A 26,238-nucleotide genomic window follows, 5' to 3' on the forward strand; every position below is an offset into this window, starting at 1 on the left:
GGCCGCGCCTGCGCGCGGACCGCCGATATCACGACTGCGTGAGACGACCGCATGCCGCTCGTCATAACCCGGCGCTTCGTGGGCAAAGCGAGCCGATTCCACGCGGAATCAGCTCGCACACGCGCAGGTCCTTCATTCGCGCAAACGTTGCATGCACGCAGGACGGGCACGGCGTCTTGCTCCGCCACGGGGAGATGAGCAAGATACGTTTCTAGGTCAGGTTTTCGCAACCTGTTAGCCGGTCCGTTTGTTCCGGCGCGATCGCTATGCACTACTGAGTTAGCCAGACAAGAACAACAAGAATGGATCAGGCGATGCTGAGCGTCGTCCGCGCCGTGGAGGCGGGCGCGACGACGATGAAGGGCGTGATCGACGCCACCGGACTATCCCGTCTCAAGATCGAACGTGCGTTGAATGCGCTGGAGAAGCAGAAGCTGCTGGTCCGCGACGCACAGGGCTTTCGCGCGACCGGCCTGCCGAAGACGACCCGGCCGGCCCGGCAATGCGGATCGTGCAACGCCTGCTGCGATATCCTCGAAGTGGCCGCGGTCGACAAGCCGGTGAACCAGCTGTGCCGGCATTGGCAGACCGGCACGGGGTGCACGATCTATGACCGCCGCCCGCAAATGTGCCGCTCATTCGCGTGCGCCTGGCTGCAGGGCCATCTCGACGACGACTGGTTTCCCGAGACGGCCGGCCTCGTCGTGCATTTCAGCCAGGACGCCGTCAATGTCACCGTCGACGACGACTGCCCGGATCGCTGGCGCGGGGAGCCATATTTCAGCAAGCTCGCCGAATGGTCGCTGAACGGCATCAGGCGGATCGGAAACCGCGGCTATGCCACCCTCGTCGTCTCCGCCACCGAGCGCTTCCTGCTGCTTGGACGCACCATCGTTCCCGAGCCGACGCCGTTCGGCACCGCCTTCCTGCCGCTCACGGCCGACACTTTCCAATTCTGGAAGGCGACATCGCCGGAGCATTTGCAGCGGCTGCACGAGCGAATCGCCGAGATCGAGCGGATCAGGCAGGAATTCGGCTCCTGCGCGATCCCCGAGACCGGGGACGATGATCCGCAAGCCCCCTATCGGCCCGCGCTTCTACGGTTGTCGGGGCACGCCTGAACCCCGTCGTGGGCAACGCGGCATGATTCGCCCTGCACCGCTCGACGCGCCGCGACGGGATTGATAAGCCCCTGTCCGCGAATGATGGGGACTTGAGTCGGGGACATGACGGTTGCGATCGAGATGGGGCAGACCACGGCAGGCGCCGCGGCCGCCATGGACCTCGAGGAACTGCTGGCGACCCGCCTCCTGGTGCAGGGCAATTCGGGCTCCGGCAAATCGCACCTGCTGCGGCGGCTCCTGGAGCAGAGCGCGCCCTGGGTGCAGCAGGCCATCATCGATCCCGAAGGCGACTTCGTGACACTGGCCGAGCGCTTCGGCCATCTCGTGATCGAGGCCGAGGACCACACCGAGCGCGGCCTTCAGGTCGCGGGCGAGCGTGCCCGGCTGCATCGCGTCTCCACCGTGCTCAATCTCGAAGGGCTCGACGCCGAGAACCAGATGCGGCGCGCCGCGGCCTTCCTCGGCGGCCTGTTCGACGTCGACCGCGACCATTGGTATCCGATGCTGGTGGTGGTGGACGAGGCGCAGCTGTTCGCGCCGGCCGTTGCCGGCGAAGTCTCCGACGAGGCGCGAAAACTGTCGCTCGGCGCCATGACCAATCTGATGTGCCGCGGCCGCAAGCGCGGGCTCGCCGGCATCATCGCGACCCAGCGGCTGGCGAAGCTCGCCAAGAATGTCGCGGCGGAAGCCTCCAACTTCCTGATGGGCCGGACCTTCCTCGACATCGACATGGCGCGCGCCGCCGATCTGCTCGGCATGGAGCGGCGGCAGGCCGAAGCCTTTCGCGACCTCGAGCGCGGACAGTTCATGGCGCTGGGACCTGCGCTGTCGCGCCGTCCGCTGCGCCTGAACATCGGCCCGACCGATACAAGTCCGCGCAATTCGACGCCGCGGCTGATGCCGCTGCCGGAGGCAACCCTGGAGGATGCGCGCGCCGTGATCCTCGCGGCACCACCGCCCGATGCCAGCCGGCAACAGCGCCGGCCTGCGCCGGATCTGCTGGAGCAGCTTCGCGCAGCGAAGGCGGCCGCCGCGCCGGAGATCCGGACCGAAGTGGCCGAGGTGCCGGTGAGCGCAGAAGAGCTCGCCGAGCGGCGCGAACGCGTCGCCCGCACCTTGCGCGCCGTGCTGGCGGAGCCCGATGCCGGCTTCCGCGCCATCGGCGTGCTCTATCAGGAGTTCGTGGTCCGCTGCCGCATCGAGGGCCTCGGCGCGGCGGTGCCGGACCTCAACGAATTCCGCCGCATGCTGACGCATGCGCGCGCCGGGCTCGGGACTGATCTCGCCGATGACGACGCCTGGCAGGACGTCACGCTGCGCGCCTCGATCCTGCCCGACGACATGCAGGGCGTGTTCATGATGATCGCGCGCGCGGCCAAGGAAGGCTGGCCTTGTCCCGGCGATGCTGCGATCGCCCGCGCCTACGGCTCGCATTCGCTGCGCCGCGCGCAGCGGCTGCTCGGCTATATGGAGGAGCAGGGCCTGATCGTCTGCCAGCTTGACGGCGGCGGACGCCGGATCGTGACCCTGGTGGAACTCGCCTGGGCGACCGCGCCGGGCGATCCCAACGCCGATGACTTGCCGGTGGAACAGGTCCAGAGCGCGGCTTCGCTCTGAATAGGTGGAATCAGGGACGTCTCACCACGACGGCCTCGGTCGCATCGAAGCCTTCTGCCGCGTCCGCCGATCCTCGCCCGTCATCCGAGAACATGCGGCGATAGAGCACGATCGAGGCGAGCCATGCGATCGCGAACAGCGCGATCACCGCGAAGCCGACATTCGCCAGCGACTCGTTCAGGCCGTCGACCAGCGTCCACATGCCGCCGGAGAGGCCGAGCCGATCGCTGATCAGGCCGAGCGCTTCGATGCCGCCGATGAACAGCGCGACCGCGACGGAAGCGCCCGTGATCGTGAGATTGTACCAGAGCTTGCGCAGGGGATCGACGAAGGCCCAGCGATAGGCGCTGACCATCAGCGCCGAATCGGCGGTGTCGACCAGCGCCATGCCGGCGGCGAACAGCGCCGGGAAGACCAGGACATCGGCGAGCGAGGCGCCGCGCGCGGCTTCGCTGGCGGAGATGCTGAGCAGACCGATCTCCGTCGCGGTGTCGAAGCCGAGGCCGAACAGGAACCCGAGCGGATACATGTGCCACGGCTTCGTCACGAGACGGAACAGCGGACCGAGCAGCCGCGCCAGGACGCCGCGACGGGCGATAAGCGCATCGAGGCCTGCGGCATCGTGAACGCCCTGCTCTCGCGCCATGCGAAACGTCCGCCACAGGCCGGCGAAGATGGCGAGATTGATGGCTGCGATCACCAGCAGGAACAGCGCCGACACGGACGTGCCGATCAGACCGCCGATCTCCTTGAGCAGGCTGTCACCGCCAAGACTCACGACGCCGAGCGCCAGCAGCATGGTCGCGACCACGACCACGGTGGAATGGCCGAGCGCGAAATAGAGACCGACGCTGCGCGGCGCGCCGCCCGCCTGCATCAGCTTGCGCACGACGTTGTCGATGGCGGCGATGTGATCGGCATCGACGGCGTGGCGGAGGCCGAAGACCCAGGCCAGCAGCGCCGTTGCCATCACCGTCGGCCGGTCGCCGAACAGCGAGAAGGCCCAGGCCCATGCGGCGACGTTGGCGGCGACGAGCCCGCCGAGCAGCACCACCGTTCCGGGCTCGGCCGCCCGCACCAATTTCGTCACGAAGTTCATTCCGTCCCGCCGCACACCCTGTCGCGCCAACGGTATGATTTTTTCATAGATTGGTCACACTGGCTAGTCCCGGAGAGGGTTCGTCATGCCGCGCTTGTCCCGCCTGCGGGCGCGTCATCGCACCCGAATTGCTACGCTGCCTCGGAGCCGCCGAGATAGGCATCGCGCACCCGCGGATCATCCTTCAGCGCTCGCGCCGGGCCTGACAGCACGATCCTGCCGGTCTGCAGCACATAGGCTTCATGTGCGATCTCGAGCGCGAGGCTGGCGTTCTGCTCGACCATGAACACCGAGACGCCCGCCTGGTTGATGGAGCGGATCAACTCCAGCACGCGATCGACATAGAGCGGCGACAAGCCCATGGTCGGCTCGTCCATCACGATCATGCGCGGCCGGCTCATCAGAGCGCGCGCCATCGCCACCATCTGCTGCTCGCCGCCGGACAAGGAGCCGGCGCGCTGCGACAGCCGCTGGCCAAGCTTCGGGAACAGCGTCAGCATCCTGTCGAGATCCAGCGCCACCGCCTCACGGTCGTTGCGCACGAAGGCGCCCATCAGGATGTTCTCGCGCACGCTCATGTCCGCGAACAGCCGCCGCGCCTCCGGCACCGAGGCGATGCCGCGGCGGACGATCTGCGGCGTGGAGAGGCCGATCAGTGAGGCGCCGTCGAACGTCACCTCGCCCGAGCGCGGTTTGACCAGACCGAGAATGATCTTCATCGTCGTCGACTTGCCGCTGGCATTGCCGCCGAGCAGGCAGACGATGTGGCCGCGCGCAACCGTGATCGACAGGTCGAAATGCACCTGCGCCTGGCCGTAGAACGTGTTGACGTTGAAGAGGGTCAGCAGCAGTTCGGGCGAAGGATTCGTCATGCCGCACTCTCCCGCTCCGTCGTGCCCGACAGGCCGTGGCCGAGATAGGCCTCGATCACCTTGGGATCACCACGCACCTCTTCGCCCGGCCCTTCCGCGATCTTCTTGCCCTCGTCCATGACGATGACGCGGTCGGACAGGCGCATCACCATCTCCAGCTTGTGCTCGATCAGGAGGATGGTCAGCCCTTCCGCCTTCAGCCCGGCGACGAGGCCCTGCATCTCCGCGGTCTCGGTCGGGTTCATGCCGGCGGTGGGTTCGTCGAGCAGCAAGAGGCGCGGCCTCAAGGCGAGCGCACGCGCGATCTCGACGCGGCGGCGGTTGGCGTAGGACAGACTATAGGCGGGCTGGTCGATCCGCGGCAGCAGCCGCTCGCCGAAGCGGGCGAGAATGGCCTTCACTTCGTCGCGCAACCGCTCCTCTTCGGCCCTGACGCTGGCGGGCCGCAGCAGCGCAAGGCCCAACTCCAGCAGCGGGCCGATCACCGGCACCGTCGGCTTCACGGCACGCAGTCGCGTATGCGCGCCGATCAGGACGTTGTCCATGACGCTGAGATTGCCGAACACGCGCCCGAGCTGGAAGGTGCGGGCGATGCCTTCGGCCGCGAGCCGTTCCGGCGAGAGACCGGTGATGTCCCGGCCTTCGAAGCGTACGGCGCCGCCATCGGGCCGGTCGAGCCCGGTCACGAGATTGAACAGCGTCGTCTTGCCGGCGCCGTTCGGGCCGATGATGCTGATGAGCTCGCCCCTGGCGAGGTCGAGATCGATCGCATCGACCGCGGTGAGGCCGCCGAAGCGGCGCGTCAGGCCGCGCAGGGACAACATGGGCGCGTGCTGCTCCACCATCAGATCGTCCCCAACAGGCCCTGCGGCCTGAACCTCACGAGCAGCAGCAGCACGATGCCATAGATCAGGATGCGGTACTCGGCCGCGATGCGGAAGAGTTCGGGCAAGCCGACCAATGCGACAGATCCGAGGATCGCGCCGACCACGTTGCCGAGGCCGCCGAGGATCACGACCGTCAGCGCCAGGATGGATTGCTGCGTGTTGAAGGTCTCGTGGTTGATATAGGAATAAAGATGCGCGGCGATGCCGCCGCTGACGCCGGCGGCGAAACCGCCGAAGATGAAGGCCAGCGACTTGTAGCGGTTCAGGCTGAGCCCATAGGCACGTGCGGCGATGTCATCGTCGCGGATGGCGCGAAAGCTGCGGCCGAGATGCGAACCGAGCAGCCGTCCCTGCAGCAGGGCCAGCACGAGCATCACCGCGAAGCTGAACCAGTAGACCGAGAACGGGCTGATCAGGTCATAGCCGAACAGCGACAACGGCGGGATGCCTGAGATGCCGATCGGACCGCGGGTGACGCTCTCCCAATTGAGGATCACCAGCGAGACGATTTCGCCGATGGCGAGTGTCGCAATCGACACATAGTGCCCGCGCAGGCGAAACGACGGGGAGATCAACAGCGTGCCGAGCGCAGCACTCATCAGGCCGCCGCCGATGACGGCAAGGCCGACCGGAACGGCCAGCGTCAGTGACAGCAGCGCCGAGGTGTAGGCGCCGATCGCGAGCAGCGCGGCGTGACCGAGCGAGACCTGGCCGATCGTGCCCGCGACCAGCGTCAGGCTGAGCGCGAGCATGCCGAGCAGCCAGGCGTTGATCAGGGTCTGGAGCACGTAGGAGGACACCGGGAAGAACGGCAGCACCGCGAAGGCAGCAGCCGCGACCAACAGGGCCCAGCGCGGAATGCGGACCGGACGGCTCGGCGCGATGAAGGTGCCGGTGAGCGGCTCGGGCGGGGCCTGCCGCGCGCTTGCGAACAGGCCGTTCGGGCGCAGCACGAGCACGACGACCAGCAGCAGGAACGCGAACAGATTGCGGTAGCTGGTGCCGAACACGGCGACGCCGTAGCTCTCCACCAGTCCGAGCAACAGGCTGCCGATCACCGCGCCGGGCACGTTGCCGGCGCCGCCGACCACTTCCGCGACGACGCCTTTGAGCGTCGCCTGCAGGCTCATCGCAGTGTCGATCTGGTTGTAGTACATGCCGACCAGCATGCCGGAGACGCCGCCGAGCGCGGACGCGATGCCGAACACCGCCTGATTGACGCGGTTGACGTCGACGCCCATCTGCATGGCTGCGTCGCGATCCTGCGCGGTGGCACGCACCGCCCAGCCGAGCTTGCTGTAGCGCAGGAATACGAACAGCAACAGCGCGCTGGTGATGCCGACGCCGGCGATCAGAAGATCGAGCGGCCCGACGGTGCCGCCACCGAGCTGAAAGCGAACGTCAGGCAGCTGGCTCGGCAGCGCGCGCGGATTGGGCGAGAAGGTCAGCATCACCAATTGATCGAGCACGAAGCTGATGCCGATGGTCGCGAGCAGCGGCGCGATCCGCACCGAGTTCTGAAGCGGACGCAGGCCGAACCGCTCGATGATCAAGCCGACCATCGCCGCGACCACCGCCACCACGATGATGGTCAGCGGCAGCGGTGTATGCAGCTTCACCACCGCGACCCAGCCGATATAGGCCCCGACCAGATAGATCGATCCTTGCGCGAAGTTGATCAGCCGGCTGACGCCGAAGATCAGCGCGAGCCCGACCGCAACGAGGGCGTAGACATTGCCGACGATCAGCCCGTTGATCGTGTAGTCGAGCCAGGAAGACAAGCGATGATCCCCGCGAAAAGAGAAGCGCGGCCGGAGCGCCCGCTCCGGCCATCAGGTCAGGTCGGCTTGCCGTCCCACAGCGTGAACTGGCCCTTGCGCACGACGAGCTCGGCGTTCATGGCACCCTTGACGCGGCGGCTCTCGACGTCGAACGTCGCCTGGCCGTAGATGACGCTGGAGACGTCCTTCACCTTGGCGAAGGCGTCGCGGATGGCCCGGCGGTCGGTGCCGCCGATCTTCACCACGGCAGCGGCCATGTTCATCGCGTCATAGGAATAGGCGTTGAAGGCGTCGGGCTCCTGTCCGTTGTACTTGGCCTTGAAGCCCGCGATGAACTTCTTCACCTCTGGCCGCGGATCTTCCGGGAAATAACGCGTGCCGAGATGGACGTCCTCGACCGCTTCGCCGCCGAGCTCCAGGAATTTCGGCGAGTACACCGAGCTTGCCGCGCAGATCGTCTGCTTCAGGCCGACCTGGCGTGCCTGGCGGGCGATCAGCGCACCGTCGGAATAATAGGAGATCAGGATCAGCCCGTCCGGACTGGCGTCGCGCACGCGCACCAGCGTCGAGCGGAAGTCGCGCTCCTCCGCGATGTAGCCCTCGGTCACCGCGACCTCGGCGCCGTACTCCTTCGCCGCCTTGACGAAATGGTCGCGGCTGGTGCGGCCCCAGTCGGTGTTGAGGTGCAGCACCGCGAGCTTCTTCAGGCCAAGGCGCCTGACAGCATAGGACGCCAGCAGCGGCTGCTCGTCGGCCTGGCTGACGGACGTGCTCCACATGAAGTCGCCGCCCTTGGTGAAATCGGGGTGTGAGTTGGTGAAGCCGAATTGCACGAGGCCGCCGCGCTGATAGATCGGCGAGGCCGCCATCGAGGCGGGACTGGAGAAATCGCCGAGCTCCATCACGATGCGGGGATCGGAGACGAATTTCTGGGCGATCGCCACCGACTGGCGCGGATCGCTCTGGCTGTCCTCGAACTGGTAGGCGAGCTTGCGTCCGTTGATCCCGCCGGCGGCGTGAATCTCGTCAAGCGCGAGATCAAAGCCCTGCTTCCATTGGGCGCCATATTGCGCATTGGGCCCGGTCAAGGGGCCGCTGACGCCGAGCAGGATCGGTTCGGCGGATTGCGCAAGGGCGGCGCGCGAAAAGGCCGCCCCCGCCATCATGGCGGCGAGTGAGCCCCTGACCAGGGTGCGGCGATCGATGTTGCTCATGCACGGCTCCATCCATTCAATGTTGAAACAGCAGCAATTCTCGTGCCGGTGAGATTGCCTATTTCGAGGGCTCGCCGAGCGACAGCATCAGCCGGTTCGCCCAGTTGAAGAACGAGGCGCTGTTGATGACGTCGACGATCTCGGCATCGTCGAGGCCCGCACGGCGCAGCTCCTCGATATTGTCGGGACCGAACGTGATCGGCGTCGCGGCCAATGCCACGGACGCCTTGACCACGGCATTCCAGCGTTCGCCGAGTTCGGCTCCAACGCCTTCGTCGAGCAGGCGCTGCACGTCGTCGCGGCGTTTGGAGTAGGTGCTCGCGAACCGCGCATGCACGGAGGCGCAGTAGATGCAGCCGTTGTAGCGCGAGGTCGCAGCCGCCGCGAGCTCGCGCTCGGCGCGCGGCAGGCCGTCAGCAACGTTGTAGAAGATGTCCTTGTCGGTCTTGGTGCGGGCTTCCAGCACCTCGGGATCGCGCACCAGGAGCCGGAAATATTCCGATTTGGCGCGGGCGCGGTCGACCAGACCGGCGAAGTGCCGTTCGGTCAGCTCGGTCTCGGGCAGCGGATCGATCCACGAGACCCAGCCGAGTTCGTCCTGAGTGAAGACGACGGGCGGATTGACGGCGTTCATGATGCGACCTCCTGCGCGCTTGCCGCTGCGAGCGTGCGCAAGCCGCTGACGACGCGCACCTGGAACGACAGGAACGCAACGAGCTGGGAGAACGTCACGATGCCGGTGCTCGACCAGCCGGCCGTCAGCAGCGCCTTCATGTCGGCGGACACAGCATCGCGCGGGTGGAACACCAGGAGATGCGCGTGCTCCAGTGCCGCGGCCAGCCGGGCGCCGAGGACAGTCTTCCGCTCCGCGCTGACGCGATAGATCAGCCCGGCCTTGTTCTCGATCGACAACGGACCGGCCGGATAGGCGCCGTACGGCCCGGACGTCCTGCCGCGCGCGATCTCGGCCTTGATCGCTTCGAGCAAGGGCGCTCCATCCGCGCTCGTGGCAAGCTTCTCGCGATAGAAGGCGGCGACGGGGGACTCGCCATGAAGCCCGGTCACGAAAGCCGCCACGGCTGCGCGCTCGGAAAGCGAGAATTCGCTCGAATCGATCGGGTCGAACAGGGCGAGATAGCTCTTCTGCGCGTTCTCGCGCGCCTGCGGACGACGCGCGCGGATGGCGTCGAGAGCCGATCCCGGCTCGATCCCGGCGAGCGTGTCGATGATGTCCAGTGTACCCATCAGTCAGCCTCGTGCAGCGCGAACATGTTTCATTCCGGCTAGCCCGCCAGCGCCACTTCGGGTGCCGTCCGGGTCCAGCCTAGCGCCGGCGCGACCTTGTCGGCGACGAGCTCGATCGATCGCAGCACATAAGGATGTGGCGCATCGACCGAATGCACCTGGAAGACGAGATCGGTCACCCGCTCGAGCGTGGCATCCGTGCGGAGCGAGGCGATCACCTCATCGGCGCCGCCGACATGGGTGTCGAACGCGGTGATCATTTCCTCCAGCGTCTCGCCCGGCCTGGCGTGGCCTCCCTTGAGGAACTGCGGCAGGGCGCGACGCAGTCCGATGTCTGCGAGGCGCATCGCCTCGCGATGGTCGTCGGCGACGAAGACGCTGCGCGAGGCCATGATGCGGGGCTCGCATCCCGGCGGCAGCGCTGCGAGATAGGCATCGATGATCGGGTTCTGGATCTCGGCGAGCGTGGCTTTCGGCGCCTCCTTGGCCCGCGGCTGGGTGCGCGACAGCAATAGTCCATCGCCGGCCTTGCCGGCCCGGGCACCGCCCGCGACCGAGAATGTCGCCTGCCAGATGCGCTTGTCCAGTTGCGGCCGCAACGGATAGATCGTGTCGCCGCCGTCGAGCGGCTGGCCGACCAGGGCCGTGCGAACGATTTCGAGATTGCGCGCAAAGATCTCGTTGCGCTGCGCGCTGTCGAGGCCGAAAGCGGCAAAGGCCGAGGGATTGCCGCCGGTGCCGACGCCGAGCTCGAAGCGGCCGTTGCAGAGCAGATCGAGCACCGCGGCATTCTCCGCAACCCTGACCGCATTCTCCAGCGGCAGCGTGACGATGCCGGTGCCGAGGCGGATGCGCGAGGTTTGCGCGGCGACGTAGCCGAGGAACGTGAAGGGCGACGGCAGGCCGCCCTCGCGCTCGTGAAAATGATGCTGCGCGATCCATGCGGAATCGAGCCCGGCCTTCTCGGCGTGCACGATCTGCTCGGCCGCAAAGCGATAGCGGTCCGCCGGCGGCGCCTCGTCGAGCAACCGCGTGAAGAAGCCCAGACGTTTCAGGTTTGCGAAGCGTTTCATACGACCCCTGTCGGGCGAGGATTGCCACGCCCCCGATGATGTCGGTTGCCGCAGCTCCAGACAAGCGGGGCATTGCGCAAGGCTGCCCGCCGGATCGCCGTTACTTGGACTTTACGCAGGCAGATTGCCTACCAGCTCGGCAGCACGGCGCCCTTGAACTTGGTCAGCACGAACTCCTTGACCTCCGGGGTGTGATAGCTGTCCACGAGGATCTTGACCCAGGGCTTGTCCTTGTCGGCGGTGCGGACGGCGATCAGGTTGACGTAGGGGCCCTTCGGATCCTCGCGCAGGATCGGATCCTTGACCGGATCGAGGCCGGCCTGGGTTGCATAATTGGTGTTGATCGCGGCGGCATCGACGTCGTCGAGCGCGCGCGGCGCCTGCGCCGCGTCCACCTCGATGAACTTCAGCTTCCTGGGATTCTCGGTGATGTCGAGCACCGTCGGCTTGAAGCCGACACCGTCCTTCAGCTTGATCACGCCCTTGTCGCGCAGCAGCAGCAGCACGCGGCCGCCATTGGTCGGATCGTTCGGGATCGAGACCTTGCCGCCCTCGGGGAGGTCGGCGAAGGCCTTGTGCTTCTTCGAATAGACGCCGATCGGGAAATTCACGGTCAGGCCGACGGCCTCGATCTTGTAGCCGCGATCGGCCTTCTGGTTGTCCAGGTAGGGCTGATTCTGGAACGAATTGGCCTGGATCTCGCCGGCGTCGAGCGCGGCGTTCGGCACCACGTAATCGGAGAACTCGAGGAGCTGGATGTCGAGCCCCTGCCTGGCGGCGATCGGCTTCACGGCCTCGAGGATCTGCGCATGCGGACCCGGCGTCACCCCGATCTTGATCGTCTCGGCGGTTGCTGCGGCGGACCAGACGGCGAGCACGGTCGAGAGTATCAAAGGGAGGCGAAACGACATCTTGGTCTCCGTAGGTCTGCGACAGACAAATATGGAACCGTATTCGCTTCCCCGCCGCGCGAAATCAATGAAATGGAAAACCATATTGGCAGGCCCCCGCGGACGCACGTTCTCCATTCGACATCAAACGGAAAAGAAATCACGCCGGGCATCCGTCATGTGTGGCGATTTCCCGGCCGCGGCAATGATTCTTTCGCCAGCGCAACACTCCGAAACTTGATGGATCTGCGCCTGCCGGGTTAGCGTTTCGGTGCGGCCTTAGAACTTCCCCAAGTTCACCTAGATCGCACCGGATCGCCACCTGGGTCTCTCAGGCAGGCGATCCGGGTCCGCGCCCCGACCGGGGGGCGCTCTCCGCATCGTCATTTCGTCGCATCCCCGCCTTGCCGGCATTGCCGCCCCGGCCGTCATGAAACATGATGGTTGCTTGGCGACGAGTTGCGCAGGTGGAGGACATCCGATGAACGAGAACGAAATTCGCGGTTTGATCGCCGAGGTCAAGCAAGGCAGGCTGTCGCGACGCTCGTTCATTCGGAAAGTCGCCGCGATCGGGATCGCGGCACCGGTCGCGAGCCAGATCCTGGTTTGGCACGACGTGGCGATGGCGGACGCCAGGCTGCAGTACAAGCCGACCAAGGCCGGCGGCGGCGGCACGCTCAAGATCCTGCTCTGGCAGGCACCCACCCTGCTCAATCCGCATTTCGCGATCGGCACCAAGGACCAGATCGCCACGCGCATCTTCTTCGAGCCGCTCGCCGGCTGGGACAAAGACGGCAATCTCATTCCCTGCCTGGCCGCCGAGGTGCCGACCAAGGCGAACGGCGGCCTTGCCGCGGACGGCATGAGCGTGATCTGGAAGCTGAAGCGGGGCGTCAACTGGCACGACGGCAAGCCCTTCACCGCCGACGACGTCGTCTTCACCTGGCAGTACGCCGCGGACCTCGCGACCGCGGCTTACACCACGGGCTCCTACAAGGACATCAAGGTCGAGAAGATCGACGACTACGCCGTCAAGGTGCTCTTCAAGGCGCCGACGCCGTTCTGGGCCGACCCGTTCGTCGGCGGCTCGGTCGGACAAATCCTGCCAAAGCATCATTTCGGCGACTATGTCGGCGCCAAGTCGCGCGAGGCGCCGGCCAATCTGAAACCGGTCGGCACCGGCCCCTACAAATTCGTCGAGTTCAAGCCCGGTGACCTGATCCGCGCCGAGCGCAATCCCGACTATCACGTCAAGAACCAGCCGCATTTCGATACGCTCGAGGTCAAGGGTGGCGGCGACGCGGTGTCTGCGGCGCGCGCGGTGCTGCAAACCGGCGAATACGACTTTGCCTGGAACATGCAGGTGGAGGAGGAGGTCCTCAAGCGCATGGAGGCGGGCGGCAAAGGCAAGCTCGACATCACGCCTTCGGGCAATGTCGAGTTCATCATCCTCAACACGACGGACCCCTGGACCGAGGTCGACGGCGAGCGTTCGAGCGTCAAGACCAAGCACCCGACACTGTCCGATCCCGCGGTTCGTCGGGCGATCAATCTCCTGATCGACCGCGATTCGATCCAGAAATTCATCTACGGGCGCGGCGCCCTCGCAACCGCGAGCTTCGTCAACGCGCCCAAGCAGTTCAAGTCCCCCAGGCTGAAATACGAGTTCGACATCGACAAGGCCAACAAGATCCTCGACGAGGCCGGCTGGACCAGGGGCGCGGACGGCATCCGCGAGAAAGACGGCAAGAAGCTCAAATACGTCTTCCAGACCTCGACCAACGCCCCGCGCCAGAAGACCCAGGCCATCATCAAGCAGGCCTGCCAGAAGGCCGGCATCGAGATCGAGATCAAGGCCGTGACCGCATCGGTGTTCTTCTCCTCCGACGTCGGCAACCCCGACACCTACTCGAAATTCTATGCCGACATGGAGATGTACAACACGACGCAGCCGCAGCCCGATCCGGAGCGCTTGCTGAACCAGTGTGTCTCCTGGGAGATCGCCACCAAGGACAACAAGTGGCTGGGCCGCAACAACTCGCGCTATTCCGATCCCGAAGCCGACAAGGCCTACAAGGCCGCCCAGAACGAGCTCGACCCGGTCAAGCGCGCCGCGCTGCTGATGAAGGTCGACGAGATCTTCTGCGGGGCCAACGTGTTCCTGCCGCTGCTCTCGCGCCACATCGTCAACGCGAGCGTCAACAGCCTCATGACCGACATCTCCGGGTGGGACACCATCACATGGAACCTGGCGGCGTGGTATCGGAGCTGACGGGGAGCTCGCCGAAATCTCTCGGGTCCCGGACAAGCTGCAACGCAGATCGCGTGTCGAAGACGCGCGTGAATGCGCTTATCGCGGTGCAGCGCCGGGATCCGGAAGGCGACATGGACCGAATCCCTTCCATTGTGTGCTCCAGATCACAGCAGAAGCGCGCGCCTTCCCCTACAAAGACCAGGCATGGCCGCAAACAAGGTAACGGCGGTACGCACGAGCTGCGGAGACGATCGACAGCTACGGACTTTCGAAAGCCGCCAGGGCGAGGAACCCGGCGGCTTTTCTCCTTCTTGCGAGAGGTACGGGCAATCAAGCTCTCAGGAACGGTAGAGCAAGCGAAGCCCATCAACGCCCCGAAGCGCGATGACGATTCATCGCAATCGCATCGCGCCTTAGTGCCACGTCGCGTCCGCTTCGACGATCACCACCCTGACTTCGGGATCTTCGGCCGTGTTGCAGATGCAGGGCATGCCCTCGCCTCAGCGGCAGCCGGCCAGCTTCTCACTCCAGACCCGGAACGGGTGGTTTTCGCAGACCCATCCCAGTCCGTGGCAGGAGGGGCAGGTCTTGTCGGTCACAGCGTATCCGGCGTCCGCAACGTGTTCGACTTGTCCTCGTTGCGCAGCTCCTGCTCGGCGGCGTGCCAAAACTCTTCCTCGCGGCCTTCAGGCCTGCCGGCTTGCTCCCACAAGCGATGCGCGCGTTCTCTGATCTCTTGCTCGGTCGGCTCGGACAATTGCACCTCCTGCTTTGGAAGCACGGCCCCACCCTTGGGGGTACTGGGGGGCTTGGAGGCGGGGCCGTGCAGGCCAGCCATCGGCGGCGACGCTGGCCCGCGGAGTCAAGCTTCGACCATGTGCAAGAGTTCCTGCGCGCCCGTCCACGCCGGGCGGAATCCATTCTCACCAGCGAAATTGCCGCTGGCCTCGGCTATCAAATAGCGGCTGCGGCTTCGCGCTCTCGCGGCGCAATCCGCCCAAGCTTTGCTTGATCGCTCCACCCTCTAAAGCCAGGAGGCGCAGGGAAGGACAGGAGCTGACCTCGCACCCGCGGTCTGCTGCGCGAAATAGCGCCAGGAGACCGCACAGCAGCATACAGGTCGTGCCAATCACTCGGCCCTCCCTGCGCGATGGTTGCACGGCTATGCCGTGCTCCCGGAGCCAGAAACTTGCTGGCGGCGCACGACCCAGCTGCTAGCTGTAGAAGATGCCTCCGTCGACGTTGAGGGCCTGGCCGGTTACGAACGCGGAATCATCCGACGCAAAGAACGCTACTGGACCGACGACGTCCTCCGGTTGGCCGAGCCGGTGGAGGTCGGTGACCTTCTCGAAATAGGCAACTCGCTCGGGATCGCGGAGATTGTTGAGCCCCATCTCCGTCACGATGATGCCTGGACATACGGCATTCACGGTGATGCCGTGGCCTCCGAACTCCATGGACGAGACGCGCGTGAAGCCGACCACGGCCGACTTCGATGCAGCGTAGTGGGACTGTCCCGGACCGCCCGTTCGGGCGGCGAGCGAGGCGATGTTGACGATTCGCCCGTATTTGCGCTCCTTCATATGGGCCACCACGGCCTGGGTCATCTGGAACACGCCGCGCGTGTTGACGGCGAACGTCTGATCCCACGTATCGGTCGTCAGCTCGTCGATGGTCGCCAGCCTGAGGATTCCCGCATTGTTGACGAGGACATCGATGTGCCCAAGTCCCTGGATGGCTTCAGCCACGGCCCGCCTGCAATCGCCGATATCACTCACATCGCCCAGCACCGGGATGCATCGGCCGCCAAGCTTCCTGACCTCTGCAACGGTCTCGAGAAGGACCTTCTCCTGGGCAGCGATGTCGGTCAGCGCGAGATCGTAGCCGCGCCTTGCAAGGCCGATGGCTATCGCGCGGCCAATTCCGCGGCTTGCTCCCGTCACGATCGCATGTCGGGCCATGTTGCGTTCTCCCCTGTTGTTCGAATGAATAGTTTCTGCCGGTGTGAATGGATCAGGCGCGAGCGGCCTTGCGGACCGGGAAGGTGTTCATGGCCTTCACGGTCTCCTCGAACGAGACGAGATTGGCGCCCGAACCCAGCCCGGTCGCGACGATCGCGGCCGTCGCGGTCGCGAGCCTGGCGCAGTCGAGCAGGTCCCAGTCGCGAACCAGACCGGCGATGAAGCCGCCTGTGTAGGAATCGCCACATCCCGAGGTGTCGCGGACCGCGACCTCGAACGCCGGCACGGTGAACTGGCGTCCGTCACGCGTCATCACGAACGAGCCATCGGCGCCAAGAGAGATGGCGCAGGCCCCCGCGCCCCTCTCGATGAAGAACCGCGCGCACGCGGCAGGATCGTCGGTTCCGACCATCGCATTGGTCTCATCGATGCTCGGCATGAAGAAGTCGACATAGGGCAGCAGCGGCTCGACCAGCGCCAGCGTTTCACGCCGCGCCTGGATGAGATCGAGCGTCGTGGTACAGCCGGCCGCCTTCGCCTCGCGCAGCAATGCGACGGACGGCGCTCCATCCATCGCAAGCAAGGAGCCGACCCCGCCGAGATGCAGAATTCTGCTTCGGCAGGCAGCGGTTTGCGTTTCGGGCGCGATGCGCCAGCGGGCGGACGCACCCCTTGCATGCATGACCGGACGCGAGCCGTCGGGCCTGATCGGCAGGATCGTGGCCGAAGTCGGACTGTCGGCCATCCGCTCCATGAGAGAGATGTCGATGCCTTCACGCTGCAGCGCGCTCAACATCCAGTCGGCCTTCTCGTCGGAGCCGACGGCGCCCACCGCGAGCGCCTTCAGACCGAGGCGCGCGCAAGGGACGACCGTTCCGCCGGCGGTGCCTGCGACCGCGAGACGTATCTCTTCGATCAGCAAGCGGCCGCCACCGGGCGGAATCTCCGTCACCGGAACTCCCAGAATATCCAGAATATAAGTGCCGCAGACGCTGACGTCGTGAGAATGAGCCATGGGGTCTCGCAGGATAGTTGTTTGATCGTGATCTAGCTCGAATGCTGGGGGATCTTGGGCGCACCCTCGCTATCGCGCAGGCCGTATTGCCCCCATCGCTTCAGGATGCTGTCGATTTCCTCGTCCGGCAGCAGCGGAGGAGAGCCAAGCTGAAGACAGCCGTGATACTGCTTGGCGAGCACCTCGACCTCCACCGCGAGCCACATGGCCTTGCGCAGGTTGGGACCGATGGCGATCAGCCCGTGATGCGCGAGCAGGCAGGCGCGGCGATAGCGAAGCGCGTCCAGGGCGGCCTGCGACAGCTCCGCCGTGCCGTATTGGGCATAGGGCGCGCAGGGAACGTTGTTTCCGCCGGCAGCGGCGATCATGTAGTGAATCGCGGGGATCGAGCGATTCATGATCGCGATGATCGTGCAGAAGATCGGATGGGCGTGAACCACGGCGCCAACCTCCGGCTTCGACCTCAGGATGTCGAGGTGAAAACGCCATTCCGTCGACGGAACGTTGCCGGCCGAGGCGGTCCACGAGCCGTCCCACTTCATGGCAACGATGTCTTCGGGCTTCATGCGGTCGTATGGAAGACCGGACGGCGTGAGCAGGATGCCGTCGTCGGTTCGGACGCTGATGTTTCCGGACGTTCCCTGGTTGATGCCTTGCGCCGCCATCTCGCGACACGCATCGATGATGGATTGACGAAGTTCGAGCTCCGTATCGCAGCCGCTCATGCCCTGTTTCCCATTCGCGTTCATGCACTTGCTCCGAGCTGGACCTGCCGGTCGACCAACAGCCAGGTGGCTCGCGCGGTCGCCAGCACCTCCTGCTCCGCATCAAGCAGGGCGCTTTCGGCAAAGAGCTTGCGGCCTTCCCGCCCCGTCGGCCACGCCACCACCACGCATCGATCCCCGGGACGCGGCCGGCGATTGATCCGTGCAGCCATGCGTCCGAGCAGGACCGTCTCGTCACCGTTCAATCCCAGGTGACGGGCGCCCACGCTGCAATAGCCGGTCGGGCAATCGAGAGCGGCCCAGACGAATTCGGGCGCGACATGACCGTCCTCGCCGGACAGACTGCCGTGAGGCACCCAGGAGGCCGCGAACACGACGGGCTTGCCCGGGACTGCCCCCGCCTGCAGCGGACCTGCGAAGATCCGGAGACCGTCGCCATGGCCACGTGCGGGGCCGCAGACGAAGCATCCCGGAAGGTTGTGGGTCTGCTCGTCGTAGGGTGTTCTGCCGACCGCCTCTTCGGCCACCTCGTAGCTCACCCTGGGAACGTCCGACACATCGATGCCTGCTGCACGCGCCGTCGCGAGCAGCTCGTCCTTTTCGCGCAACTCGATCCCGCCGTCGACCTTCGTCAGCACGTCGAGCGGCCGCTCCAGCGGCGGCGGGGCGCGCAACGTCACTTCGGCGTCTCCGGCGACGTACCTTGCGAGACATCCGCAAACGTAGCCTCCGTTGCCGGAATTGGGCGGGCCCCGGAAGCGTCTGTCGATGACCAACGATACCATTTCAGTTTCCGTCCGCGGCGTTCAGCGTCCCATCGCGAAGAACTCGTCGTTCGGACGCATGCTGGTGACGTTGGCGAGGCGGTTCGACATGCCGAAGAAGGCAGCGATGGCGGCAATGTCCCAGACGTCCTCCTCGGTGAAGCCGTGTCCCTTGAGATCGACGATGTCGGAGTCGTCCACCTCATAGGCGCGCGCCGAGACTTTCATCGCGAAATCGAGCATCGCCCTCTGCCGGGCGGTGATATCGGCCTTGCGGTAGTTGACGGCGACCTGGTCCGCGATCAGCGGATTCTTCGCGCGCACGCGCAGGATGGCGCCATGCGCGACGACGCAATACTGGCATTGATTGGCGCTGCTGGTCGCGACAACGATCATCTCGCGCTCGGCCTTGGTGATCGGCCCGGGCTTGTCCATCAGAGCGTCGTGATAGGCGAAGAATGCCCGGAACTCGTCAGGACGATGCGCGAGTGTCAGGAAGACGTTGGGGACGAAGCCGGACTTCTCCTGAACCGCCTCGATCCGCGAGCGGATATCCTCGGGGAGTGTCGCGATATCGGGGACGGGAAAGCGGCTGATGGCGGGCGCAGACATGTTCCAAGCTCCTGTTAGACTGCCGCGAGCGCGACGAGCGTTTCCTGATAGGCCTCGAACGCATCGCGCCGATCGGCGGCGTACGGCTCGACTCGCACGAGGCAGGTATGGGCCGAGCAGCCCTGGCCGAATTGAGACGTTCCGATATCGAGCGTGAGCACGTTCGGATTGCCTGCGATCTCCAGGCCGCTATTGCCGGTCGGCGTGAACCAGGCACCGGTCGGAAGCACCAGTACGCCCTGACGGACCTTGTCGGTGACCTCTGCCGTCGCGAGGCACTCCCCGCGGCCGTTCCAGATGCGGATCGTCTGGCCGTCGGCGATGCCGAGAGCAACCGCGTCGTCAGGATGAAGGCGGGCCTGTTCACGGCCATTGCGCTTCATGCTCCGGCTCGATGCGCCGGTTTCGAGCTGACTGTGAAGACGGCCGGCCGGCTGGTGCGAGATGAGGTGCATCTGGCCGGCGTCGGCGGCGTTGCCGAGCCATTCAGCCGGCTCGATCCACGCGGGATGCGGGCGGCAGTCGGCATAGTCCAGCCTGGCCAGAGTCTCGCTGCCGAGCACGATCTTTCCGCTTTCGGTCCCGAGCGGATGCGCCTCCGGCTCGTTGCGGAAGTCGGACAGGAACGTATGCCCTGCCTTGACCGGGCAGCGCGCATAGCCGGCTTCCCAGAACGCATCGAAATCCGGCATCGCGAAGCCGAAGCGCTGCGAGGCGTCGCTGCGGCAGGCTTCGTAGAGATGGCGGACCCAGTCCATTTCGTCCCGGCCCTCGTTGAACCGATCGGCCACCCCGAGCTTACCTGCGATCGCGTTGAATATCTCGAAGTCGGAGTGGGATTCGCCGAGCGGCTCGATCGCCTTCTTCATCGCCAGGATGAAGTCGGAGCGCCTGTTGCCGGCAAGATCGTTGCGCTCGATCGACGTGGTTGCCGGCAGCACGATGTCGGCCCGCTGGGCTGTCGCCGTGAACATCGGGTCCTGCACGATGATCGTTTCGGGCCTCGTCCAGGCTTCCGACAGGCGGTTGAGATCCTGGTGATGATGATAGGGATTGCCGCCCGCCCAATAGACCAGCCTCGTATCCGGATAGGTGCGGATCTCGCCTTCGTAGCTGAACGGCCTGCCAGGATTGAGCAGCATGTCGCTGATCCGCGCCACCGGAATGAAGCTGTCGATCGGCCTCGTCAGCTGTGAAATGGCAGGAGAGCGGCTCAGATTGAGCGGTGCCCCCACGCCCCCCAGCGAGGCGTAGCCGTAGCCGACGCCGCCGCCCGGCAACCCGATCTGGCCGACAACCGATGCAAGTCCGAGCGCGGCCCAGAACGGCTGTTCGCCGTGATGGGCACGCTGCAGGCTCCAGCTCACCGTCAGCATGCTCCGCGTGTCGACAAGGCGCCTCGCGAGCTCGGCAATCCGGCCCGCATCGAGCCCGCAGATGCCGGCGGCCCACGCGGCATCCTTGCGTCCGCCATCCGCCTGGCCTTCGAGATAGCGAAGAAGGCGATCCGCGCCGCTGGTGCAGCGCGCGAGGAAATCCCTGTCGTGCCTGCCCGCCTTCACGATCTCGCCGGCAAGCCCGAGCATCAGCGCAGCGTCCGTGTTCGGTCGAATCGGCCACCATTCGGCATCGACCCACTCCGGCAGATCGTCCTTCAGCGGCGAGACGTGGATGACCTTGACGCCGCGCTCGACGATCTTCCTGAGATAAGTCTCAAGACGGTGGCTGCCAATTCCCCCGGCCTCGTTTTGCGCGGTTCGCGGCGAGAGAGCACCGAACACCATCAGCGTCTCGGTGTGCTGCGCGATCGTGTCGAGCGTATTGGCGCGGCCGCCGCATGCGTCGTCGCTGCCCAGCGTGTGGCGCAGGATCACGGGACCTGCCGCGATCGAATAGGTGTCGACGTGCCTGGTGAAGCCGCCCACCAGATTGAGCATGCGCTTCAGAAGCGAAGAAGCATGATGCAGGCGGCCGGAATTGGTCCAACCATAGGAGCCCGCGAAGATCGACGCATTGCCGAACGTACCGGCCACGCGGCGCACTTCGTCGGCGACCAGCGTCGTCACCTCGTCCCAGCTCACCGGCACGAATTTCTCGCGGCCGCGGCCCCGGCGATCGCTTTTCTCGCGCTTGTCGAGCCAGCCCGAGCGGACCATCGGTCGCAGCACGCGCCGCTCGGGGTTGGCCCATTCGGCAATGGAGTGGATGATCGGGGAAGGCGCCGGATCGTGCTCGAACGGCTCGACGCCGACGATGCGATCGTCCTCGACGAGGATCGTGTACGCACCCCAATGGCTGCAATGCGGGACCCGCTTGATCCTGCTCATGCGTCGACCGCCACAAGATCGCGCCGCATATGGGCGGCGAATTCGGGATAGGTCTCGGCGAGCTCGTCGAAGACACGGCCGCGGAGCAGGTCGAGCGTCGATCGATCGGGCAGCGGGGTCTGCCTCGGCTCGGCATCATGGCCAAAGCGAAAACCGGTCGCTTGCTTGATCTCCGCAAGATCGTGCCCGGGATGGACGCTCTCCAGGTCGAACCCCGGCCGCCTCTTGTCGAATCGAAAGAGTCCCTTGCCGGTCAGGAGAGCAATGGGGCCGCCGCTCCGGAAGACTCCTTCAGGACTGACGCCCGGCGCACTGATGAAGTCCACGTGCTCGACGAAGACGCGGGGCGTATGCTCCTCGCGGAAGAGGATGACCCGCGGCACGACAAAGTAGAGATAGGCCGACCCGAACGAGCCGGGCCAGCGCACGCTGGAGCGCGGATAATCGCCGGTCCCGACGAGGTTCACGTTGCCGAAGCCGTCGATCTGGCCTCCGCCGAGGAAGAACGCGTCGATCCGGCCCTGACCGGCACAATCGAACAGCTCCGCCGAACCGTTGGTGAAGAAATTATGCTCGACAGAACCGAGAATGGAGATGCGTGGCCCGACGGTGCCGCCCGCTTCCTTCATTGCACGCAGCAGCATCGCGCCGGCGGCAGGAATCGGAGAGGAGGCACCTACGGCGACGTGCCTGACCCCGTCGAGCAACCGCGCGATCGTGCAAATCAGCACTTCGCGAGGGAGAACTTCAGCCATCACGCGGGCTCCATCTGCGCCTGCGCCATGTAGGCAGAGAAGCCGTCGGCCGTTCGCGCGGCCTTCGCGTAACGTGCGATCTCCGCGCTATCGGCCGGATATTCGCCCCACAGACCGTAGGGCCACGCCCCCTTCGGAGCGCGCGCGACTGCCGTGACGTAGAGTGCCGGCAGCACGCCGGCAGCGCTCATCTCGTCGGCGAGCAGATTTTCCTCGACGATTCGCTCCACCGTGACCAGAACGGTGCGCGAAGCGTAGGCCATGGCGGCAAGCTCGCGTCGACGGCCGATCCAGACATTGCCGAAGCGATCAGCCATGGGCACGTGGAAGATCGTGACGTCGGGCTTGATGGCGGGAATCAGCACGATCGGATCGCCTCCATCCGCCAGCGGATTGTCGACGACGCGCCAATCGTCGCGATGGCGGAGCAGATCCGTTCCGATCAGCCCCCGGAGCGGCATGAAGGGACTGCCCTTCTGCGCCGCCATCAGGCCGGCATGGATGGCAGGACACGTTGCGTCCTTCAATCGAACGGCGCCCTCCTTGACCGCAGCGTTGAACCGGGGCGCGGCACCGGCTTCACCCAGCGAGACGGCGCTGGTCTCCACGGTCCGGACAAGACCCGCGCCGACAAGCTGGTCGACCTGCAATCCGCCGGTTGGCACGCAGACGAGATCGAGATTGCCCGCGCCATGCTCGATGATGGGCCGCGTCATGGCCATGGAGACGCCGGCGTAGTCGACCGGCAGCGCCACGCGCATGCCCGGCTCGATGTGCTTCGCCATTGCGCGAGGCTCACTCAACACCATCGTCCTCCCTTCGGTATGTTCTATATTGTAGAACGCTATTCCAAGTTTATGTTAGGCGGATCGGGATGACACTGTCAATCTGGCTTCACGAATGGAGCCTTTGTTTGCAGGGGATCCGGCCTCCGCATGGATCGCAGCAGCGCGCCATCGCGCCGCGATCGGGTGTCTCGACTTGACAAGACGGCGCGCTAGGCCAACAATAATTGGAATAGCGTTCTACAATATAGAACAATTTGGGAGGAGAGAATGGCTGAGCCAGCGGCTCTGCGCGCAATGCGCGCCGGCGACGCGAACGTTGGGACCTCGCCGACCGGCCGCCTCCGGGAACGCGACGCCATCGGATCGAGCATCGCCGTCCGCGACGCGGTGAAAAGATACGGCAGCTTCCACGCGGTCGACCGCATCAGCATCGACATCGAGCCGGGCGAGTTCATTACGCTTCTTGGCCCTTCCGGCAGCGGAAAGACGACGCTGCTCAATCTCGTGGCCGGATTCCAGAGCCTCGACAGCGGCGAAATCCTCGTCGACGGCAAGCCTGTCCACAACGTTCCGACGCACAAGCGCGGCTTCGGCATGGTGTTCCAGAGCTACGCGCTGTTTCCGAACATGACGGTCAGCCAGAACGTCGCGTTTCCACTTCGCATGGCCGGTGTCGACCGGGCGACTGCGGAGCGGCGCGTCGCCGAAACGCTGGAGATCATGCGGCTGACGGAGCATGCGACGAAGTCTCCTTCGCAAATGTCGGGCGGGCAGCAGCAGCGTGTCGCGATCGCCCGCGCGATCGTGAGGAGGCCCAAGGTCGTGCTGATGGACGAACCCCTCAGCGCCCTGGACCGGCGGTTGCGCGAGTCGATCCAGATCGAGATCCGCGACCTTCACCGGACCATCGGGAGCACGATCCTGTTCGTCACCCATGACCAGGGCGAAGCCCTGACGATGAGCGACCGCATCGCGGTACTCAACGCCGGCAAGATCGTTCAAATCGGCCGCCCGCTGGACATCTATCGGCATCCGATCGATCGCTTCGTCGCCTCGTTCGTCGGCGAGAGCAATCTGATCGAGGCTGAGATTCTGCACAAGCGCGGATCGACGCTGACGATGAAGAGCCGCGCAGGATACGTGTTCAACGCCGAAAGCCGGGACACGATCGACGTTGGGCGCGCAACGGTGCTCGTGCGTCCGGAACGCATCGCCGTGTCGAACGAACCGACTGCGAATTCCGCGCCCGTCAGCGTCACGTCTGCGATCTTCCTCGGCGAGATCCTGCGGATCGAAGCCCAGATGGACGGCGGAGAGCCACTCCTGATCAGGTGCACCGACATGGCCGACCGGCCCCTGCCGACCGTCGGGGATCGTCTGCACGTGAGCTGGGGCGCCGCGGACTGCTGGGTGCTTGCATGACCTCGGCATCGATCGGCGTCCAGGCAGACCGTCCCGCGGATCTTGATCTCGTCAGGAGGTTGAGGGATCCCGCGCTGCTGCTCCTGCCTGCGCTCGCCTTCCTGGCCTTCATCTACCTGCTCCCGCTGATTGACCTCATCCGTATCAGCCTGAGCGGGCCATCATGGACGTCCTACTTCGAGCGGGTATTCGCGATACCGCTCTATTGGGATTCGCTCGTCCGCACGATGCAGATCTCGGTCACCGTTGCGGGCCTGTGCCTGCTGTTCGGATATCCGACCGCGCTGCTCATTCACCGCAGTCGCGGCATTGCCCAGGTCCTGATCGCGACCGCGATCGTGCTGCCCTATTTCATCGCCATCCTGATCCGGACCTACGCCTGGATGGTCCTGCTCGGCCGCAACGGGCCGGTCAACAAGATGCTGGTTTCGATCGGCATATTGAGCGAGCCGGTGCAGCTGCTCTTCAATCGCGGCACGGTGCTTCTCGGCATGACCGCTGTGCTTCTGCCGTTGATGGTGCTGACGATCTATTCCAGTGTGGCGCGGCTCGATCAAAGCCTGACGCGCGCGGCGCTGGCCAGCGGCGCCGGGCCCATTGCGGCTTTCTGGCGCGTGATGTTGCCACTGACCTTGCCCGGCATGGGCGCCGGCTTCCTGCTCGTCTTCGTCGCCGCGATCGGCTTCTTCATTACGCCAACCCTGCTCGGCGGACCCGGGGACCAGATGTTTGCCATGCATATCACCCAGCAGGCGGACTCGGTCACCTCGGAGGGATTCCTGCAGGCCTTGGGCGTGGTGCTGCTGACGATCACATTGGCGGTGGTCGCGGTGGCCGGACGGTTCCTTGGATTCGAGTTCATCTGGGGCGGCCGCAAGCTGACGGAGGCCACACCGAGGACGATAGACCGCCACGCCGCCGATGTCGGCCGCCGCAGTCTCGGCGCCTCAGCTGCCGACGTGATCGGTTGGCCGCTTCTGAGGCTGTTCGGGCGCCTGCCGGCGAGTTGCGGGACCTGGACCGTTCGCATCATGGGCGGCCTGGTCATTGCCATTCTCATCCTGCCGATCATCGTCGTGATGATCATTTCCTTCAGCAGCGCAAGCTATCTGACCTTCCCGCCACCGGGCTTCTCGCTGCGCTGGTACGAGCAGTTCTTTTCCGATTCGAACTGGATGCGGGCGTTCTGGACATCCCTGGTCGTCGCGGCGATGTCCTCCGGAATCGCGATCGTGCTGGGCGCGTCGGCCGCCCTCGGCATCGTCAGGAGCAGCATTCGCGGCAAATCCGCCATCATGCTGCTTCTCGTCAGTCCGATCATCGTCCCTCCGGTCGTGCTCGGCCTGTCGCTCTACAGCCTGTTCCTGCGCTTCGATCTCGTCGGCTCCGTCTTCGGCCTTGCCGCGGCGCATGCGATCGGCGGCCTTCCCCTCGTCGTCGTGATCCTGTCCGCCTCGCTTCAAGGCGTCGATTCCAGGCTCGAACAGGCGGCCGCCGTCCATGGCGCGTCGTCCTTGACGGTGTTCCGCCTGGTGACGCTGCCTGCCATCATGCCGGGCCTGGCTGCGGCGACATTCTTTGCCTTCCTGCATTCGTTCGACGAGCTGGTGCTGACGCTATTCCTGTCGAGCGCGGAGCTGAAGACGCTTCCGCTCATGCTGTGGGGCGACGTCAACTATCGGCTCAACCCGGTGCTGGCCGTGGTCTCGACGCTGGAGGTGCTGCTGGTGGTCGCCGGGCTCGCCCTTGCACGCCCCGTTCTCGCGACGTCGCGGAAAGCGACGTCACAATGATCGATTTCAACAGGAGGAAA

23 protein-coding genes are annotated in these 26,238 nt (G+C 65.4%); 5 read left to right on the forward strand and 18 right to left on the reverse strand.

Going from position 1 to position 26,238, the window contains the following annotated elements; genetic code table 11:
- The first annotated feature begins 302 nt into the window (after positions 1-302).
- Together FJV43_RS10765 and FJV43_RS10770 are read left to right on the forward strand one after the other, a co-directional pair.
- The gene (locus FJV43_RS10765) at positions 303-1,121 is read left to right on the forward strand and encodes a YkgJ family cysteine cluster protein (protein ID WP_239626842.1); all 819 of its coding nucleotides are present in this window, start codon (positions 303-305) and stop codon (positions 1,119-1,121) included.
- A 105-nt stretch (positions 1,122-1,226) separates the two neighbouring features.
- The gene (locus tag FJV43_RS10770; protein WP_239626843.1) at positions 1,227-2,741 is read left to right on the forward strand and encodes an ATP-binding protein; all 1,515 of its coding nucleotides are present in this window, start codon (positions 1,227-1,229) and stop codon (positions 2,739-2,741) included.
- A 10-nt stretch (positions 2,742-2,751) separates the two neighbouring features.
- On the opposite strand, the gene FJV43_RS10775 is transcribed toward FJV43_RS10770, so the two are convergent.
- The 9 genes from FJV43_RS10775 to FJV43_RS10815 form a co-directional block, all read right to left on the reverse strand.
- On the reverse strand, positions 2,752-3,840 hold the full coding sequence (locus FJV43_RS10775) for a HoxN/HupN/NixA family nickel/cobalt transporter (RefSeq protein ID WP_239626845.1): 1,089 nt from the start codon (positions 3,838-3,840) through the stop codon (positions 2,752-2,754).
- Between the two features lie 131 nt (positions 3,841-3,971).
- Positions 3,972-4,712 (reverse strand): ABC transporter ATP-binding protein, encoded by a 741-nt coding sequence (locus tag FJV43_RS10780; RefSeq protein WP_239626846.1) that lies wholly within the window; start codon positions 4,710-4,712, stop codon positions 3,972-3,974.
- A complete protein-coding gene (locus FJV43_RS10785; RefSeq protein WP_239626848.1) occupies positions 4,709-5,557 on the reverse strand; it encodes an ABC transporter ATP-binding protein in 849 nt (282 codons plus the stop codon). The genes FJV43_RS10780 and FJV43_RS10785 overlap by 4 nt, the downstream gene beginning before the upstream one ends.
- A complete protein-coding gene (locus FJV43_RS10790; protein ID WP_239626849.1) occupies positions 5,557-7,380 on the reverse strand; it encodes an ABC transporter permease in 1,824 nt (607 codons plus the stop codon). The genes FJV43_RS10785 and FJV43_RS10790 overlap by 1 nt, the downstream gene beginning before the upstream one ends.
- A gap of 56 nt (positions 7,381-7,436) precedes the next feature.
- Positions 7,437-8,594 carry an ABC transporter substrate-binding protein gene (locus tag FJV43_RS10795; RefSeq protein WP_239626852.1) on the reverse strand — a complete coding sequence of 386 codons (1,158 nt, stop codon included), beginning with the start codon at positions 8,592-8,594 and terminating at the stop codon, positions 7,437-7,439.
- Between the two features lie 58 nt (positions 8,595-8,652).
- A complete protein-coding gene (locus FJV43_RS10800; protein ID WP_239626854.1) occupies positions 8,653-9,228 on the reverse strand; it encodes an alkylhydroperoxidase domain protein in 576 nt (191 codons plus the stop codon).
- Positions 9,225-9,839, reverse strand: a complete 615-nt coding sequence (locus FJV43_RS10805) for a CMD domain protein (RefSeq protein ID WP_239626856.1) — start codon at positions 9,837-9,839, stop codon at positions 9,225-9,227. The genes FJV43_RS10800 and FJV43_RS10805 overlap by 4 nt, the downstream gene beginning before the upstream one ends.
- A gap of 38 nt (positions 9,840-9,877) precedes the next feature.
- The gene (locus FJV43_RS10810; RefSeq protein WP_239626857.1) at positions 9,878-10,912 is read right to left on the reverse strand and encodes a putative FMN-dependent luciferase-like monooxygenase; all 1,035 of its coding nucleotides are present in this window, start codon (positions 10,910-10,912) and stop codon (positions 9,878-9,880) included.
- 128 nt (positions 10,913-11,040) lie between these two features.
- On the reverse strand, positions 11,041-11,823 hold the full coding sequence (locus tag FJV43_RS10815; protein ID WP_239626859.1) for a MetQ/NlpA family ABC transporter substrate-binding protein: 783 nt from the start codon (positions 11,821-11,823) through the stop codon (positions 11,041-11,043).
- 460 nt (positions 11,824-12,283) lie between these two features.
- Between FJV43_RS10815 and FJV43_RS10820 the strand changes: the two genes are divergently transcribed.
- Positions 12,284-14,074, forward strand: coding sequence for a peptide ABC transporter substrate-binding protein (locus FJV43_RS10820; RefSeq protein ID WP_239626861.1), 1,791 nt, complete (start codon positions 12,284-12,286; stop codon positions 14,072-14,074).
- 577 nt (positions 14,075-14,651) lie between these two features.
- On the opposite strand, the gene FJV43_RS10825 is transcribed toward FJV43_RS10820, so the two are convergent.
- The 9 genes from FJV43_RS10825 to FJV43_RS10865 all read right to left on the reverse strand — a co-directional run bounded on the left by FJV43_RS10825 (position 14,652) and on the right by FJV43_RS10865 (position 23,000).
- Positions 14,652-14,813, reverse strand: coding sequence for a DUF2934 domain-containing protein (locus tag FJV43_RS10825; protein ID WP_080659892.1), 162 nt, complete (start codon positions 14,811-14,813; stop codon positions 14,652-14,654).
- Positions 14,814-15,270: 457 nt separating this feature from the next.
- Entirely contained in the window at positions 15,271-16,017 is a 747-nt protein-coding gene (locus FJV43_RS10830) for an SDR family NAD(P)-dependent oxidoreductase (RefSeq protein ID WP_239626862.1), read from the reverse strand.
- 52 nt (positions 16,018-16,069) lie between these two features.
- Positions 16,070-17,032, reverse strand: coding sequence for a sugar kinase (locus FJV43_RS10835; protein ID WP_239626864.1), 963 nt, complete (start codon positions 17,030-17,032; stop codon positions 16,070-16,072).
- A gap of 32 nt (positions 17,033-17,064) precedes the next feature.
- On the reverse strand, positions 17,065-17,757 hold the full coding sequence (locus FJV43_RS10840; RefSeq protein WP_239629389.1) for an L-fuculose-phosphate aldolase: 693 nt from the start codon (positions 17,755-17,757) through the stop codon (positions 17,065-17,067).
- Between the two features lie 20 nt (positions 17,758-17,777).
- Positions 17,778-18,437 (reverse strand): hypothetical protein, encoded by a 660-nt coding sequence (locus FJV43_RS10845; protein ID WP_345946185.1) that lies wholly within the window; start codon positions 18,435-18,437, stop codon positions 17,778-17,780.
- Positions 18,438-18,563: 126 nt separating this feature from the next.
- Complete coding sequence (locus FJV43_RS10850) at positions 18,564-19,133, reverse strand: peroxidase-related enzyme (RefSeq protein ID WP_239626867.1); 570 nt, start codon at positions 19,131-19,133, stop codon at positions 18,564-18,566.
- A 14-nt stretch (positions 19,134-19,147) separates the two neighbouring features.
- Entirely contained in the window at positions 19,148-21,460 is a 2,313-nt protein-coding gene (locus tag FJV43_RS10855) for a molybdopterin-dependent oxidoreductase (protein ID WP_239626868.1), read from the reverse strand.
- Entirely contained in the window at positions 21,457-22,215 is a 759-nt protein-coding gene (locus tag FJV43_RS10860) for a CoA transferase (protein WP_239626870.1), read from the reverse strand. Before FJV43_RS10860 ends, FJV43_RS10855 begins: the two co-directional genes overlap by 4 nt.
- The gene (locus FJV43_RS10865; protein ID WP_239626871.1) at positions 22,215-23,000 is read right to left on the reverse strand and encodes a CoA transferase; all 786 of its coding nucleotides are present in this window, start codon (positions 22,998-23,000) and stop codon (positions 22,215-22,217) included. Before FJV43_RS10865 ends, FJV43_RS10860 begins: the two co-directional genes overlap by 1 nt.
- Positions 23,001-23,270: 270 nt before the next feature.
- Between FJV43_RS10865 and FJV43_RS10870 the strand changes: the two genes are divergently transcribed.
- Positions 23,271-24,425, forward strand: a complete 1,155-nt coding sequence (locus tag FJV43_RS10870) for an ABC transporter ATP-binding protein (RefSeq protein ID WP_239626873.1) — start codon at positions 23,271-23,273, stop codon at positions 24,423-24,425.
- Complete coding sequence (locus FJV43_RS10875) at positions 24,422-26,218, forward strand: ABC transporter permease subunit (protein WP_239626874.1); 1,797 nt, start codon at positions 24,422-24,424, stop codon at positions 26,216-26,218. Before FJV43_RS10870 ends, FJV43_RS10875 begins: the two co-directional genes overlap by 4 nt.
- The last annotated feature ends 20 nt before the right edge of the window (positions 26,219-26,238 follow it).

The sequence above is a fragment of the Bradyrhizobium sp. I71 genome, from assembly GCF_022354745.1.
Taxonomy (GTDB): domain Bacteria; phylum Pseudomonadota; class Alphaproteobacteria; order Rhizobiales; family Xanthobacteraceae; genus Bradyrhizobium; species Bradyrhizobium liaoningense.